The sequence below is a fragment of the Vibrio sp. SCSIO 43137 genome (assembly GCF_028201475.1).
GTDB lineage: Bacteria > Pseudomonadota > Gammaproteobacteria > Enterobacterales > Vibrionaceae > Vibrio.
On sequence record NZ_CP116383.1, the window covers coordinates 1,151,893 to 1,166,805 of the forward strand.

General features: G+C 48.4%; 13 protein-coding genes. 4 read left to right on the top strand and 9 right to left on the bottom strand.

Annotated features, from left to right (window positions below):
- The first annotated feature begins 88 nt into the window (after nucleotides 1–88).
- From glpA to glpC, 3 genes are read left to right on the top strand one after another with little or no spacing between them, the layout of a single operon-like run.
- Nucleotides 89–1,732, top strand: a complete 1,644-nt coding sequence (gene glpA, locus PK654_RS05515; RefSeq protein ID WP_271698207.1) for an anaerobic glycerol-3-phosphate dehydrogenase subunit A — start codon at nucleotides 89–91, stop codon at nucleotides 1,730–1,732.
- The gene (gene glpB / locus PK654_RS05520; RefSeq protein ID WP_271698208.1) at nucleotides 1,729–3,060 is read left to right on the top strand and encodes a glycerol-3-phosphate dehydrogenase subunit GlpB; all 1,332 of its coding nucleotides are present in this window, start codon (nucleotides 1,729–1,731) and stop codon (nucleotides 3,058–3,060) included. Before glpA ends, glpB begins: the two co-directional genes overlap by 4 nt.
- Entirely contained in the window at nucleotides 3,054–4,277 is a 1,224-nt protein-coding gene (gene glpC, locus PK654_RS05525; RefSeq protein ID WP_271698209.1) for an anaerobic glycerol-3-phosphate dehydrogenase subunit GlpC, read from the top strand. Before glpB ends, glpC begins: the two co-directional genes overlap by 7 nt.
- A gap of 343 nt (nucleotides 4,278–4,620) precedes the next feature.
- On the opposite strand, the gene PK654_RS05530 is transcribed toward glpC, so the two are convergent.
- The 4 genes from PK654_RS05530 to PK654_RS05545 form a co-directional block, all read right to left on the bottom strand.
- The gene (locus tag PK654_RS05530) at nucleotides 4,621–5,160 is read right to left on the bottom strand and encodes a type II secretion system protein (protein ID WP_271698210.1); all 540 of its coding nucleotides are present in this window, start codon (nucleotides 5,158–5,160) and stop codon (nucleotides 4,621–4,623) included.
- 207 nt (nucleotides 5,161–5,367) lie between these two features.
- Entirely contained in the window at nucleotides 5,368–6,168 is an 801-nt protein-coding gene (locus PK654_RS05535; RefSeq protein ID WP_271698211.1) for a slipin family protein, read from the bottom strand.
- A complete protein-coding gene (locus PK654_RS05540; RefSeq protein ID WP_271698212.1) occupies nucleotides 6,165–7,538 on the bottom strand; it encodes an NfeD family protein in 1,374 nt (457 codons plus the stop codon). Before PK654_RS05540 ends, PK654_RS05535 begins: the two co-directional genes overlap by 4 nt.
- Nucleotides 7,539–7,641: 103 nt before the next feature.
- The gene (locus tag PK654_RS05545; protein ID WP_271698213.1) at nucleotides 7,642–7,866 is read right to left on the bottom strand and encodes an acetyltransferase; all 225 of its coding nucleotides are present in this window, start codon (nucleotides 7,864–7,866) and stop codon (nucleotides 7,642–7,644) included.
- 203 nt (nucleotides 7,867–8,069) lie between these two features.
- Between PK654_RS05545 and PK654_RS05550 the strand changes: the two genes are divergently transcribed.
- Nucleotides 8,070–9,134, top strand: a complete 1,065-nt coding sequence (locus PK654_RS05550; protein WP_271698214.1) for a cysteine synthase A — start codon at nucleotides 8,070–8,072, stop codon at nucleotides 9,132–9,134.
- Between the two features lie 31 nt (nucleotides 9,135–9,165).
- On the opposite strand, the gene PK654_RS05555 is transcribed toward PK654_RS05550, so the two are convergent.
- The 5 genes from PK654_RS05555 to PK654_RS05575 all read right to left on the bottom strand — a co-directional run bounded on the left by PK654_RS05555 (nucleotide 9,166) and on the right by PK654_RS05575 (nucleotide 14,761).
- A complete protein-coding gene (locus PK654_RS05555; protein ID WP_271698215.1) occupies nucleotides 9,166–10,011 on the bottom strand; it encodes a hypothetical protein in 846 nt (281 codons plus the stop codon).
- The gene (locus PK654_RS05560) at nucleotides 10,011–10,865 is read right to left on the bottom strand and encodes an ABC transporter ATP-binding protein (protein WP_271698216.1); all 855 of its coding nucleotides are present in this window, start codon (nucleotides 10,863–10,865) and stop codon (nucleotides 10,011–10,013) included. Before PK654_RS05560 ends, PK654_RS05555 begins: the two co-directional genes overlap by 1 nt.
- Nucleotides 10,862–11,233: a GntR family transcriptional regulator gene (locus PK654_RS05565; protein ID WP_271698217.1), complete on the bottom strand. Its 372-nt coding sequence runs from the start codon at nucleotides 11,231–11,233 to the stop codon at nucleotides 10,862–10,864. The genes PK654_RS05560 and PK654_RS05565 overlap by 4 nt, the downstream gene beginning before the upstream one ends.
- Nucleotides 11,234–11,588: 355 nt before the next feature.
- Nucleotides 11,589–12,644, bottom strand: coding sequence for a ferric ABC transporter ATP-binding protein (gene fbpC, locus PK654_RS05570; protein ID WP_271698218.1), 1,056 nt, complete (start codon nucleotides 12,642–12,644; stop codon nucleotides 11,589–11,591).
- Between the two features lie 17 nt (nucleotides 12,645–12,661).
- Nucleotides 12,662–14,761, bottom strand: a complete 2,100-nt coding sequence (locus PK654_RS05575) for an ABC transporter permease (protein ID WP_271698219.1) — start codon at nucleotides 14,759–14,761, stop codon at nucleotides 12,662–12,664.
- Between the last annotated feature and the right edge of the window lie 152 nt (nucleotides 14,762–14,913).

Consider the following 14,913-nt stretch of genomic DNA (forward strand, 5'->3'; position numbering starts at 1 on the left):
GTTGCAATGTTCGTTCATCTTTTACTAGAATATAAAACGAAAGTAAAAATGTTCGTTTAGAGCTTTTCTTAACCATTTTGAGCGCGTTATGAATTCACATACCCGATTCGAGACAGATGTTGTCATCATAGGTGGCGGTGCGACTGGCACCGGCATTATGCGCGACTGCGCATTAAGAGGGATTAACTGCATTCTGTTGGAGCAGGGGGATATTGCTTCCGGCACAACAGGACGCAACCACGGCCTGCTGCACTCAGGTGCCCGCTATGCCGTAACAGATTCACACTCAGCTAAAGAGTGTATTAAAGAGAACCGGATATTAAAGCAGATTGCCCGGAACTGTGTAGAAGATACCAGCGGCTTATTTATTACTCTTCCTGAGGACGATATCAATTTTCAGCAACAGTTTATTACGTCTTGTAGTGAAGCCGGAATCGAAACCGAGCAACTGACCACTAAAGAAGCGCTTCGTATCGAACCAAACGCCAACCCTGCCATGTTAGGGGCAGTCAAGGTACCGGATGGTACTCTTGATCCCTTCCGCCTGTGTGCTTCCAATGTTCTGGATGCAAAAGAGCACGGTGCCCGTCTGTTTACTCATACTAGAGTGATCTCCCTTATCCGCAGCGGAGATACAGTTTTGGGTGTGCGTTGTGTTAATGGACAAACCGGCCAAAGCTTTGAAATCTATGCCAGAGAAGTGATCAACGCCGCCGGAATCTGGGGGCAAAATATCTGTGAGTATGCTGACCTGAGTATCAAGATGTTCCCAGCTAAGGGCTCACTGCTGATTCTGGACTACCGCATCAATAATTTGGTGATTAACCGCTGCCGCAAACCGTCCGATGCCGACATTCTGGTTCCCGGCGATACCATTTCCCTAATCGGCACTACGTCTGAACAGATCGATTATAACCAGATTGATGATCTGAAAATCCGCCCTGATGAGATTGATACCCTGCTGGAAGAGGGCACTAAGCTGGCGCCGGTTATGGCAAATACCCGTGTGCTAAGAGCCTATGCCGGTGTGCGTCCGTTGATTGCTGTTGATGGTAATAGTTCGGGACGAAATATAAGCCGCGGTATCGTATTACTCGATCACGCTGAAAAAGATGGTTTAAACGGCCTGACTACCATTACCGGCGGAAAGCTGATGACCTACCGTCTGATGGCCGAGCAGGCAACGGATATGGTGGCGAAAAAGCTCGGCAATACAGAGCCTTGCATCACTGCCAGCCGTCCTCTGCCCGGTTCTAATCAGGAGCCGAAACAGCCTAAGAAAAATGCCAGTATCGCCAAGCCTGTTTACGAGTCAGCGGTATACCGCCACGGTGAACGCGCTTTGTCCTTTCTGAAAGATGATGCCAAAAGTCAGTCGATTATCTGTGAATGTGAAATGGTTACGGCGGGTGAAGTGGAGTATGCCGTTAAGCATCTGGATGTTAAAAACATTGAAGATCTGCGCCGTCGTACCCGTCTGGGAATGGGCCCTTGTCAGGGTGAGCTTTGTACCTACAGGGCAGCGGGTTTACTGAACGAGTTTGGTGACTTTAGCGGAAATGATTGCAGCCAGCTTCTGGTGGACTTTATGGAGGAGCGCTGGAAAGGTACCAAGCCTGTACTCTGGGGCGATGCACTGCGCGAAGCCGAGTTTAGTTACTGGATCTACGAAGGTTTACTGGGTGCATCCAGTTCAGAAAATCACAACAAAAAAGCGGGAGAGGCACAATGAAATACGATGTTGTTGTGATTGGCGGCGGAATGGCAGGGTACACCTCGGCTATCCGTTGTCTGGAAAAGGGTAAGAAAACGGCATTGATTAACAATGGCCGCAGCGCGCTGCATTTCTCATCAGGCTCTGTTGACCTGCTTTCAGCGACCCCTTCCGGCACGCCGGTACGGGCGCCTTTTGAAGCCATAGCGAAATTTGATAAGGAGTACGCGGAGCACCCTTACGCAAAAATCGGTGCAGAAAAAGTTTCTGATGCGGTGAACTGGTTTACCGAGATGATGGCGGGAGCCGGTGTGCAATTGACTCAGCGGGAGAACAACGAGAACCATCAGCGTATCTCAACGCTGGGGATGGTGAGAAGTACCTTTTTGTCACAACCCTTTGTTGAGCAGATTGGTTATAACGCCAGCGGTCACTCCTTTGAGCGTATTGTGCTGCTCTCTATTGAAAACTTCCGCGATTTCCAGACCGATGTGGTGGCAGATAATCTGAAGTCGAGTGCTCTGTTTAAAAATACCCCGGTAGTGTCGGCTACAGTATCGCTGGAAAACAGATCAAGCTCAAAAGTAGTGACGAATAACTACCGCTCGACCGATTTTATTAAGGCGCTAAACAGAGATGAAAGCTTTTTCCACCTGGCAAATCAGATAGCAAGTTGTGCCACGCCTAAAGATCTGGTGGTAATGCCTGCAATACTAGGTACTACTCAGGGGCTGGAAATACTGCAGCGCCTAAAAGTGTATACCGGCCTCAATTTCCACGAAGTACCGACCATGCCGCCGTCACTGATGGGAATCCGTTTAGAAGAGACTCTGGAAAAGCAGTTTATCCGCCTGGGCGGTGTACTGCTTAAGGGTGACTGCGTTACTGGCGGTGAGTTTGAAGAGAGTGAAACAGGCTTAACCCTGAAGACTATCTCAACGAAAAACCTGCGTGATTATCAGTTGCAGGCGGATCACTTTGTTCTCGCCACTGGCAGTTTTTTCAGTAATGGCCTGAGAGCCAGACTAAACAGTATCGAAGAGTCAGTATTCGGTTTGGATATCTGCCATACAGGTTCAAGAACGGACTGGTATAACGAAAAGTTCTTCTCTCCTGCGTCTCACGCCTTTATGTCCTTTGGCGTGGAAACCGATGCAGAGTTAAAGCCGACAAAACGGGGTAAAACTGTCAGCAACCTATATTGCTGTGGCTCTATCCTCGCGCACTACAACCCAGTGGCAGAAGGCTCAGGAGGCGGTGTTGCCATCTCATCGGCCTATTTTGTAACAGATAAAATTACCCGCAACTACAACGAGCAAGTGGTAATGGAGACCAACCAATGTTAGATGTCGCACTGGATACCAGCTTTGATCAGTGCATAAAGTGTACTGTCTGTACCGTATATTGTCCGGTGGCGAAAGCCAACCCTGACTTTCCCGGACCAAAGCAGTGTGGTCCGGATGGGGAGCGTCTGAGAATCAAAGACCCTCAGTATTTTGAAGATGTGCTTAAGTACTGCACTAACTGTAAGCGTTGCGAAACCGCTTGTCCGTCTAATGTCCGTATCGGCGATATAATTGCCGTTGCCCGCGGTAAGTACGGCAAGTTAGAAGCGAACCCGAAAACTGTACGTGACTTTGTGCTCAGCCATACTGACCTGTTTGGTTCACTGGCAACACCAGTAGCACCAATTGTGAATGCCGCGACCAGTATGCCGATCGTGAAGAAAATCATGCACAAAACTGTCGGGGTTCATGACCATAAATCTCTGCCCAAGTATTCCCATGGTACTTTTCGTCGCTGGTATAAAAAATCCTGTCCGGATCAGTCTGGATTTAAGCGTGGTGTCAGCTTTTTCCACGGTTGTTACGTTAACTATAACCATCCACAACTGGGTAAAGATCTGGTCACTGTACTGAATGCAATGAATATAGGTGTGCACTTGCTGGATGGCGAAAAGTGCTGTGGTGTTCCTTTAATTGCCAACGGTTTTCATAAAAAGGCGCAGAAAAATGCTCAGTATAATGTGAAGAAACTGGAGCAGTCTGTGGAGACTTACCAGCGTGATATCGTCGCCACTTCTTCAACCTGTTCATTTACCCTGCAGAATGAGTACCCTCATGTGCTGGGTGTTAATAATGAGCGGGTGGCAGACCGGATTCAGTTTATCACCCGTTATCTGCTGAAAGAGTTTATGAATGGTAATACGCCTAAGATGAAACCACTGAACAAAAAGGTGGTTTATCACACGCCGTGTCATCTTGAGCGTAGCGGTAACACCATGTTTACCATTGAGCTGCTGAAAGCAATCCCCGGCCTTAAGCTGCAGGTGCTGAATAGTGAATGTTGCGGTTCAGCCGGAACTTACGGCTTTAAGGAAGAGAATTACGATGCCTCTATGATGATTGGCAGCGGGCTGTTTAAGCAGATAGAAGCGGCTGAGGCGGATCTGGCCATCACCGACTGTGAAACCTGTAAATGGCAGATTGAAGAAAACACCGATTTAGAGTGTATTCACCCTGTCTCTCTGCTGGCGCAAGCCATTAGCGGAGAGCAGATATAAAAAAGAGCCGTAAGGCTCTGACATGTCTTTGCCGGTTAATATACCCAAGTCACCTCAAGATGCCTTTTCAGCGAGAATTTATTGGTTTCTGATCAAGGCACTGATTTGAAGCCATAGTCATTCTACGGTGAGAATCAGTAACACAGAGCAGGAGCCAATAAAACTCGCCCTTTGGGAGCGCATCAAGGCGCCCATTTCTGTGTCAGATAACTTTGAAAGGGAGTGCCATTCCTACAGTTATCTTCCTTGAACTGAACACCTTGATGCAGCTCTGAATCCTTCATCTTGAGGTCACTTGGGTATATATGAGGTACAACCGGCTTTTTTGTTTCTGAGTGCTCTTCTAGCAACCGCTGGTATCTACAAAAATCTCCGGAGTGGTCGTTTGCGTAGCCTGCACATAACGTACATAACATTTAGTGTCGCGTGGCGCAGTTGCAGGCGCGTCTCCGGTAACTGAACCAGCAGAAAGAAGAATTGCAGGTGCAGTACCACCGCCATCTAATGACCAGTTCCAGTAATGAATAACCCAGTCATGTTCACTGTTGTTGCTGTTTTTGCCATAGCCGGCAACATCGCCCAGTTCTGTAGCAGCTGCAATTCCGTTAAAGGCGTTGGGATAGCCGTAAACCATATTTACGCTTTGACCACCGATAGAGATAGTCGAAGTGGCTTTAGATTCATTACCGTCAATAATGGATTTAGAATGCGCCAGTTCAGCCGCACTATTAAAAGCGCCATAAACACCTCGGATGGCCGCTGCATTTGCCTCTGAACTCAGGGAAAGAAAACGGGGTGCGGCGGTCACCGACAGGATACCCAGAATAACGATAACGACCACCAGTTCTATCAGGGTAAAACCGGAACTACTTTTATTAATCATAGAGAGAGTACAACAGGTTAAAACTTAGACACACTAGAGTAGCTAGTCTAAATTATAAACCCTGTTGATATTTTGCGATGTGTCATATAAACCCAAATTATGTTAACAATTAGTTAGCATTAACTGGCTGAAAATAAAGGTTTATAAATTGGTTTCCTGCAATCAATTGTTAGCAGAACCGCTCTGTCACCCGTCAGTGTTAGCTGTTTATTGGTTACTGTTTTCCTTACCGCCTTGTTGTGTATTTTTATTAAACAGTGCCTCCATTAAGTCCATCGGCATTGGGAAAAGTATGGTTGAATTTTTCTCTCCGGCAATTTCTGTCAGGGTTTGCAGGTAACGCAGCAGAATGGCGTTTGGCTCCAGTGCCAGTTTATTGGCCGCTTCTACCAGTTTCTCTGAGGCCTCCATTTCACCCGACGCATGGATAACTTTTGCCCGTCTGGTTCTCTCTGCTTCAGCCTGCCTTGCAATAGCACGAACCATGGTTTCGTTCAGATCTACATGTTTGATCTCAACATTGGAAACCTTAATACCCCAGCCATCGGTTCTGGCATCTAAGATTTCCTGTATATCCGTATTAAGCATTTCACGGTTGGCCAGCATTTCGTCCAGTTCATGCTGACCTAATACGGATCTCAGGGTGGTCTGTGCAAGTTGTGAAGTAGCCGCCAGATAGTCTTCTACATTGATAATGGCTTTCTGGGCATCAACCACCCGGAAGTAGATAACGGCATTTACCCTGACGGAGACATTATCACGGCTGATAACATCCTGACTGGGGACATCCATCACCACGGTTCGTAAATCAACCCGCACCATCTGCTGGATCACCGGGATAACAATAATCAGCCCCGGTCCTTTTACCCGTTCAAATCGTCCGAGAAAAAAGATAACACCGCGCTCGTACTCCCTCAGGACATGGAACAGGCTGAACGCCAATAATACGATCAAAACAACAATAATAATGGGTGTCAGCATACCGCTGGCAAGAATCAGTTCCATCATGGTCTGTTACTCCCGTCGGCCTTTATGACCGTTAATGTTAATCCGTTGACTGCGGTGACAGTGACGATGTCACCTTTCTCTAATTTGCTATCACTGATGGCTGCCCACTCTTCGCCGCGGATAAGTACAATGCCTTTAGAGCTGAAATCTGCGGTTACCACGGCTTCGCTGCCAAGAAAAGTGTCCGGCCCGCTCACTGCTTTGCGCTTGCGGAACAGCCAGATTCGTCTCAGAACAAAAAGGACAAACAGTGCTGAGGTTGCCGCAATGGCGTAGATAAGGCTGAGTGAAATACGCAATTCCGGCAGCTCACTGTCAAACAGAAATACCGAGCCCAGTGTAAAGGCGACCACACCACCAAAGCCGAGCAGGCCGAAGCTGGGCAGCATGGATTCAGCCACAAGCAGTGCCAGCCCGAGCAGAATAAGCCCCAGACCGGCATAGTTCACCGGCAGTAACTGGAAAGCGTATAGGGCGAGCAGCAGGGAAATAGCACCGGCAATACCGGAAACACCAAAGCCGGGGCTGTAAAACTCCAGCAACAGGCCGTAAATGCCGATGATCATCAGAATATAAGCGATATTCGGGTCGGTAATGGTGGCAAGAAACTGGTTACGCCAGTCCGGCTCACGCATTTCCAGCGTGGTATCGGCGAAATCCATAGAGATTTGCTGCTTATTGATGCTGACAGTCTGGCCATGGGTCAGGCTAAGTAGCGACAGGGGATCTTCAGCAATAAGGTTAATCACATTCAGTTCCAGAGCCTCTGAAGAGGAGAGGGTAGCCGCTTCCCGCACTGCTTTTTCTGCCCATTCCACATTGCGCCCGCGCAGTTGAGCCAGAGAGCGTATATAGGCGATGGAGTCATTGAGCATCTTTTTCTCCATTGCACTGGGCTCCGTTGGCTTCTCTTGCTGCTGGTTATCACTACCGGCAGGGCTGCCGATGCTGACGGGTGTCGCTGCCCCGAGAGTAGTGGCCGAAGACATAGCGGCAATATGGCAGGCATAAAGCATATAAGTTCCTGCACTGGCGGCACGTGCCCCCTGAGGATAGACAAGGCAGAGTACCGGAATGTCAGAGGAGAGAATCTGTTGGTTAATAGCGCGCAGGCTGGAAACCAGACCGCCGGGTGTGTCAATAGTCATGATCAGGGCGGGAGTATTGGAAGCCTGATTTGCCCGCTGTATCTCTTCAATAATATACGCCCCCACAGCCGGGCCGATGGCGCCTTTAACGGAAATCACCGGTACGGATTTAATGGCTGTGCTACTGTTATTGCTGGTTTCAGCAACGGACAAAGGAGTGAACAAGCTTAAAACAAAGCCCAAACAAAAGCCGGGAACCGTCGCGATAAAATTTCGACCCATATTGCCTCCGAAGGCAGAGCCAGTGGTCATTCAGTCAGGTTTGAACCTGACGTTACAGATCATACGCTGCTGACCGGACACGCGGTCATTGGCAGCACATAGACTATCTGCGCCTGACTTTATGGGAGCGGTAGCCGGGGTCTGTCCAGCAACGGGGTAGCTCTTCTCCGGACATAAACACCAGATCAGATTTTTTAAACGGTTCTGGATCCTGCTGCTCTTCACCGGCCTGATAGCGGCCTACCACGGAGTCAGTAAACAGGTCGGTCAGATCCTTCATCTCGACGATATCGACAAGATCGCCACTCTTACGCTCTTTCAAAAACATAATTAGTCCCTGTGACTTTATTTGCTCACCCTTAATTATAGCCAAAGGCCGCTGTGACGCCCGTTGCGGAGTGTTTTCCGCCTAACTGATTGTAAGTTAGCAATATTATTGTCAATAGAGTAAGAATACCTGATGGATGTTCAATTTGACTAACGGGTCAGCAGACCTACGCTTAATAGTAAAGTGTGCTAACCGGATAGCTTATGGAAAATCCCTTAATCGCAAATAGTGTGGCAGATTTAATTGGTAATACGGATCTGGTCAGGATCAACAGCCTGTCAGATATGTCCGGCTGTGACATTCTGCTTAAATGTGAGCAGCAAAACCCCGGCGGCTCGATAAAAGACAGGGCTGCATTGCAACTGGTTAAAGACGCCATTGATACCTATAAGCTGGAGCCGGGAATGACCATTGTCGAAGGTACAGCCGGCAATACCGGAATTGGCCTTGCCTTGGTGGCCAAGGCGCTGGGCTATAAAATGCTGGTGGTGATGCCGAAAGGGCAGGCTAAAGAGAAGGAGCGGATGATTGAGCTGTATGGCGCAGAGCTTCTGCTGGTGGATGCCTGTCCATTCTCCAATCCGCAGCACTTCTATCATACTGCGCGCAGGCTGGGGGCGGAGTATCGTCACTATTGGTGGGCTGATCAGTTTGAGAACCTGAGTAACTATAAAGCGCACTACCTTAATACCGGCCCGGAAATATGGCATCAGACTCAGGGCTGTATTGATGCACTGGTTTCTGTGGTGGGAACCGGAGGCACCATTGCCGGGAATTCCAGTTATTTGTCTGAACAGAACCCAAACCTGAAAACTTGGCTGGTGGATCCTGACGGATCCGGCATTTATTCCTACCTGAAGAGCGGAGAGTATAAGTCATCCGGCAGCTCTTTTACCGAAGGTATCGGCATTATGCGTAGTGTGGAGAACTTCAGAAAAGCGAAAATCGATCACGCCATCACCTTGCCCGATCAGGACTTAGTCACCATATCGCGCATCGTGGCTGAACGTGACGGAATACTGCTTGGCAGCAGCTCCGCCCTGAATGTTGCCGGTGCCCTCTATGCCGCGGCCAAGATGGGGCGGGGTAAAACCATAGTGACTTTTTGTTGTGATCTGGCAGAGCGTTCCTACTCCAAGTTGTACAACAAAGAGTTCCTTGAAGAGAGAGGTATTGTGCAGAGTAAAGAGAGCCTGACACATATGTTCAAAAGGTATCAGGCAGAAGATGAATCACTGGTAGTGAATGTAAAACCGGCTGACAAGTAAGTAGCCGGCTCTATTTCAGTTGTTGCAGTCGTTAGCGGGAAAAAAGACCGCGCAGGCTAACCTCATTGGTTTTGCTTAGTTTCAGGCTAACCGCCAGCGAAGCAGCACCGATCAGCAGATAAACAACAAGGTTTAAAACTCCGGCCTGCATAAAGCCAGAAAACGGATTACTGGTAAATACCATCACCGGAATAGCAAAGATGGCGTTGAAGAACTCCCCGACACCATACAAGCCAAACAGGTAGACGGATAACCACTTTATGGCGTATGTTCCCAGCAACATCACCAAAATAGGTGCTGTGACCAGTTGAGATACCATAAGGGCGACACAGGCCAGCGGTAACAGGCCAATCGCAGCCAGCGCCATTCTGGCAAGATAGCTAAACCAGTTAATAAAGATACCCGTTACAGAAGTCTGGCTAAGCAACACCGCCAATTGTGCGTTCGTGCCATTGGTTAAAAACCACAACATCATATTGCCCACAATCACGATAACGGAACAGATAAGCGGAATAACCAGCAAGCCGAATATCAGCTTAACAATATGGCTGGTTGCCAGCCCTACCGGCATGCTACGCCAGAACATAGAGCTGCCTTCCATTCTCTCTTTACGCAGGGTTTTAGGCAGATAAAGAGAAGAGAGCACCAGTGAAACAATGCCTGCCATTGAGGCCAGAGCCTGGTTGAGGCTCATTGGAGAGGCATCGGAAATATGGCCGCTGATGTGAAACTGGTAAGAGACATCTCCCGGCAGTGCACCACGCATAAATAAAGCAAAGAAAACCAGCACCATACAGGCGAGCACAAACAGAGGTACGCGGGTGACAATTTTATGTTCAATAAACTCTTTTTCGAGCATATAAATGGCCGGATGCATTATGCTTCCTCCTTCTGTAGGGCAATAAACAGATCAGCAAGAGCGGCATTCTGAACCGTTCCCAGTGGCTCAACACCGATTTTATGCTCACTGCGTAACAGCCATTTAGTGGAGCCCAGACCGGGCTGGCTGGCAAGAGGCTTGAGGGGAGCAATGGTCTGGTTATGTTCTGTAGCAGCATCAAGGACAAAGAAGTCTTGCGCAATATTTTCCATGCTGCTTTGCAGTACACAACGGCCTTGTTTCAATATCAGCACATCGGTCAGCAGATGTTCTATTTCCGATATTTCGTGGCTGGCAATAATCAAGGCTCTGTCACCGTCATGAAACCATTCCAGCAGGTGCCGGTAGAAGGTGTCCCGGTAGAGAAGATCCAATCCCAGAGTCGGTTCATCCAGAATCAGAACCTTGGTCTGGGTAGCCATTACCACGGCCAGATGCAACTGGACCTTCATCCCTTTGGAGAGGCTGCCTATTTTAGATGACAGAACAATATTGGTCTCTGACAGGGTTTTACGCGCTTTTTCTATATCGAAGCCGGGATGAACGCCACGGGTGTAGCGCAGTAGCTGTTTTACCGTCATCCATTCGGGAAGCACATTAACATCCGAAATATAAGCCAGATGCTCCATTAGCTGAGCGTGTTGATTAATAGGGTGGCAGCCGTTAATTTCGATACTGCCGTCGTATCTGTGCGCACCTAACATGGCGTTAATTAAAGTCGACTTTCCTGCGCCGTTGTGACCGAGTAATCCCAGCACCTGACCTGCTTCAAGCTGGAAGCTGATATCGTGCAGGGCTTCCTGACGGGAATAGGTTTTTGAAACCTTATTTACACTAACCAAGGGGGTCATTGTTCACCTGTTATATGTTGTTGTAGTTGGCGGATAAAATCATCTACAGACATGTCAATCTGTTTCAGTGTAGTGGCTATCATGGGAATCTGTTGTCCGATAAAATCGTTCTTCTGTCTGTTTTTCAGGCTAGTAACCGCTCCCTGAGCAACAAACATACCCTGTCCACGCTTTTTCTCAACCAGTCCCTGATCGACCAAAAGCTGGTAACCTTTCATTACCGTGAGATGGTTGATTTTCAGATCCGCCGCCACGCTTCTTACCGAAGGAAGGGCATCGCCTTCTTGCCATACACCTTGCAGTATTTTCTGTTCAACCTGCTCACTTAACTGACGAAAAATGGGCTGGTTGTTGTTCCAGTCCGTCATCCTGTTTCTCCGTAGTGGCTAAGTAACCGCTATACATGAGTCACCTTGGCAAACATCGAACACAAACACGCATAAACCCGTCCATGGGGCTCCGCCGCGCCATCCTTGGCGCGGAGGGTTTGTTTATCGATATCTGCCAGCTGATTAAAACTGCCTGACGATCAAAGCGTCAGCACTATCAGGAGCAGCTACTTAGTATGATGGTGTTATATATAAGTATAACACTGACAGAGGTATGACATAACAGCAAATAGTTAGTTCCGCGGGTAATAAAAAAAACAGAACCGCTGAGCGACTCTGTTTTTCTGTTTCCGCTTCTTTTTTCTATAGAATGGTTTCTATAGAAAGGGAAAGATTAAGCCGAAGCAGGCAGCATAAAGATACCAGTCGGGTTAATGGTCAGGTAAGCGTGGTCTGAAATCTCAGGGTCAAACTGGGAAGAGTTCAACTGAAGCAACAGTTCCTGACCGTGCCAGTTCACGGCAACCTCATACATGGAGCCCATATAGACAATGCCTTTCACCTGACACTGCTGACACGCTTCACCTTCACCGGCCAGCAGAATCGCTTCAGGACGGACACCAATCTGATATTCACCTTCCGGGAAGCCTTCAACTACGCTTGCTTCCGCAGGGATTGAATAGCCGTTAATGTTCAGGCTGTTGTTAACATACGCACCCTGGAAGATATTGGCATCACCCATAAAGTTAGCCATAAACATAGAGGCAGGAGAGCGGTACAGCTCATCCGGTGTACCTTCCTGCATAATGTCGCCGTCCTTCATTACGATAACCGTATCCGATACCGCAAAAGCTTCTGCCTGATCGTGGGTTACGTAAAGGGAAGTGATGTTAAAACGCTGCTGAAGATCGCGGATGGTTTCACGCATACTACGACGCAGGTTAGCATCAAGGTTACTTAACGGCTCATCAAACAGCAGTACTTTTGGCTTAAGTACAAGGGCACGCGCCAGAGCCACACGCTGCTGCTGACCACCGGAGATCTGGTCAACAAAGCGGTCACCCATCTGGTCAAGGTCAACCAGCTTCAATGCTTCATCTACACGTTTCTTGATCTCATCCGCCGGCAGCTTAATCATCTTCAGGCCGTATGCCACGTTCTCAAACAGAGACATATGCGGGAACAGGGCATAAGATTGGAACACCATACAGATGTCACGGTGCTGAATAGAGGTGTTAGTGACATCCTCTCCGTCGATAAAAATCTGACCGCTGGTCGGTTTCTCCAGCCCGGCAACCAAACGAAGCACGGTGGTTTTACCACAGCCTGAAGGGCCGAGCAGTGTAACAAGGCTGCCTTTCTCGATTTCCAGATCAAGGTTGCCAATTACCGTGTTGTCTCCAAAGCGCTTACAAACATTTTTTAGCACTACAAAACTGTTCTTACTCATTTTCTGGTTCTCCAAACTTAATCTTGGTTCTTGGCTTTTGAACGGGCAATTCGGGCTTCGCCTACGAAGTAGTCGAAGGTAAGTATGATGGCTAACATGACAAAGATAAGCAGTGAGCCATAGGCGATAGCGATACCATATTCACCATCTTCCACCCGGTTAAGGATGTAGGAGGTTGCTACACGGGTCTCCGGTGTAACAAGGAAGATAATGGCACTCACTGTGGTCATGGCACGTACGAAGCTGTAAATCAGCGACGACAGAATAGCCGGACGAAGCAGTGGTATCAGGATATGAATAATGGTCTTAAACGAGTTAGCACGCAGGCTGAGTGACGCTTCATCCAGCGACTTATCCAGCTGTCCCAGACCGGCAACACCGGCGCGGATACCCACAGGCACGTTTCTCATCACCATAGAGATCACCACTATCGCAGCAGTACCCGTGATGTAGATAGGTGCATCGTTAAAGGCAAGGATATAAGAAACACCGGCAACTGTACCCGGAACCGCGAAGCAGAGCATAGTGACGAACTCAACCACCTTCTTACCGTGGAACTGCTGACGCACGACGATATATGCGATAAGCAGACCGAAGGTGGCAGTGATAGGCGCGGCAATACCGGCATACGTCATGGTACTGATCAGTGACGGCCATGCACCTTCACCGAAGCCCATACCAAACAGGTTGATATAGTTGTCCAGAGTCAGTGAGTAGTCCACACCCCAGTTAACAGTAAAGCTACCGTAAACAATGCTGCCGTACAGCAGGATATTAAAGGCCATCCAGCCATATAGCGTGATAGAAACAAAGTTACGCAGGCTGGTCGGCAGAGGCTGAACATCACCACGGTAAGACTTACCGGAAATGGTCACGTAAGAGCGCTTACCAATCCACAGATACTGGATAACAAAAATAGCCAGTGAGAAGATCAACAGAACCGCACCAAGGGTACTGGCAGAGGCATAATCAAGCTGGGCACCGGCAATGTAGAAGTAGATCTGAGTGGCCAGAACGTCAAAGCTGCCGCCGAGAACCAGCGGGTTACTGAAGTCAGCCAGCGACTGAACAAAAATAATCAGGAAGGAGTTAGCCAGAGCCGGTTTCAGCAGCGGCATAACAATTCCGAAGAAGGTCTGGTAGCGGTTAGCACGCAGGGTATAAGAGGCTTCTTCCAGTGAAGGGTGCAGCGACTTCATCGCACCGTCCAGAATCATAAAGGACATTGGCGCAAAGGCGAGCACCTGAGCCATCCAGATGCCGGTAAAACCATATAGCCAGTTAGTCTGCTGTAAGCCGAACCAGTCTACCATCAGCTCAGTAATATAGCCGGATCGGCCAAGCATCAGGGTTACACCAAGGCCGACCACAAACGGCGGTGTTACGATTGGCAGAATGGAGAAAATACGCGCAATAAAGGCCGATTTAACCGCAATACGGGTAGAGTAGATGGCAAAAATCAGACCAAAGAAGGTTGCTGTCACACCTACCGATGTCCCCAGCATTATTGAGTTACCGATGATCTGTACAATCTGGCGCTGGGAGAGGATCTCAATAAACTGCCAGGCGACAAAGTTGCCCATATCATCCTGAAACATAGGGATGAAAATGGCGATACTCGGATAAAGAATAAAGGCAGATATCAGGCCGATAATAGAAACCAGAGCACCGATAACAAAGGTATCGCCACCCAGATATTCAAGGCGGGCAAGGCCGAGAGTCATTACGCTGCCAAGGGCGGCAAACAGGAAGATACAGGAGTATCCGAGCCCTTTACCCGTCACATAAGATGAAATCAGGATAAAAACAATACAGAAAAAGGAGTAACCAATATCAAACTTATGACGGCTGACATGATACTTATCCTGAGCAAACTTGGGTCTTATTAAAAGGACGAGGGGAAGGCCGAACCAGAGCCAGGCGATATTGGTGCTGCTCCATCCCATGGCTTCTAAAAACTCATCCGAAGTCGATTCGAGTAATCCGTAATCGAGAGAGAAAGTAGGTAAGAGGACGAAAGCGGCGATGATAGACATTATCCAGTAGAAGACGTAGTCACGATGTGGCTTTTCTTCCAGGCGGTTTTTCAAGTCTGACTCTGCTGCTAATTGAGACATGATATTCACCAAGCAAAATTAAGTTAAAACGAGCCCTGAACTGACAAAATCAGCCCTAAAGCAATATAAAACAGGGGAGTTGGGCAGCACCGCAGTGCTGCCCGGATTAATACTTCTGCGACATTTTGAAGAGTTGGAGCCTACGGACGTCG

Coding starts and splice junctions, on each gene's coding strand:
- glpA (WP_271698207.1), top strand. CDS start 89: ATGAATTCACATACCCGATTCGAGACAGATGTTGTCATCATAGGTGGC.
- PK654_RS05555 (WP_271698215.1), bottom strand. CDS start 10,011: ATGCATCCGGCCATTTATATGCTCGAAAAAGAGTTTATTGAACATAAA.
- PK654_RS05575 (WP_271698219.1), bottom strand. CDS start 14,761: ATGTCTCAATTAGCAGCAGAGTCAGACTTGAAAAACCGCCTGGAAGAA.
- PK654_RS05530 (WP_271698210.1), bottom strand. CDS start 5,160: ATGATTAATAAAAGTAGTTCCGGTTTTACCCTGATAGAACTGGTGGTC.
- PK654_RS05535 (WP_271698211.1), bottom strand. CDS start 6,168: ATGATGGAACTGATTCTTGCCAGCGGTATGCTGACACCCATTATTATT.
- glpC (WP_271698209.1), top strand. CDS start 3,054: ATGTTAGATGTCGCACTGGATACCAGCTTTGATCAGTGCATAAAGTGT.
- PK654_RS05550 (WP_271698214.1), top strand. CDS start 8,070: ATGGAAAATCCCTTAATCGCAAATAGTGTGGCAGATTTAATTGGTAAT.
- PK654_RS05560 (WP_271698216.1), bottom strand. CDS start 10,865: ATGACCCCCTTGGTTAGTGTAAATAAGGTTTCAAAAACCTATTCCCGT.
- fbpC (WP_271698218.1), bottom strand. CDS start 12,644: ATGAGTAAGAACAGTTTTGTAGTGCTAAAAAATGTTTGTAAGCGCTTT.
- PK654_RS05540 (WP_271698212.1), bottom strand. CDS start 7,538: ATGGGTCGAAATTTTATCGCGACGGTTCCCGGCTTTTGTTTGGGCTTT.
- PK654_RS05565 (WP_271698217.1), bottom strand. CDS start 11,233: ATGACGGACTGGAACAACAACCAGCCCATTTTTCGTCAGTTAAGTGAG.
- glpB (WP_271698208.1), top strand. CDS start 1,729: ATGAAATACGATGTTGTTGTGATTGGCGGCGGAATGGCAGGGTACACC.
- PK654_RS05545 (WP_271698213.1), bottom strand. CDS start 7,866: ATGTTTTTGAAAGAGCGTAAGAGTGGCGATCTTGTCGATATCGTCGAG.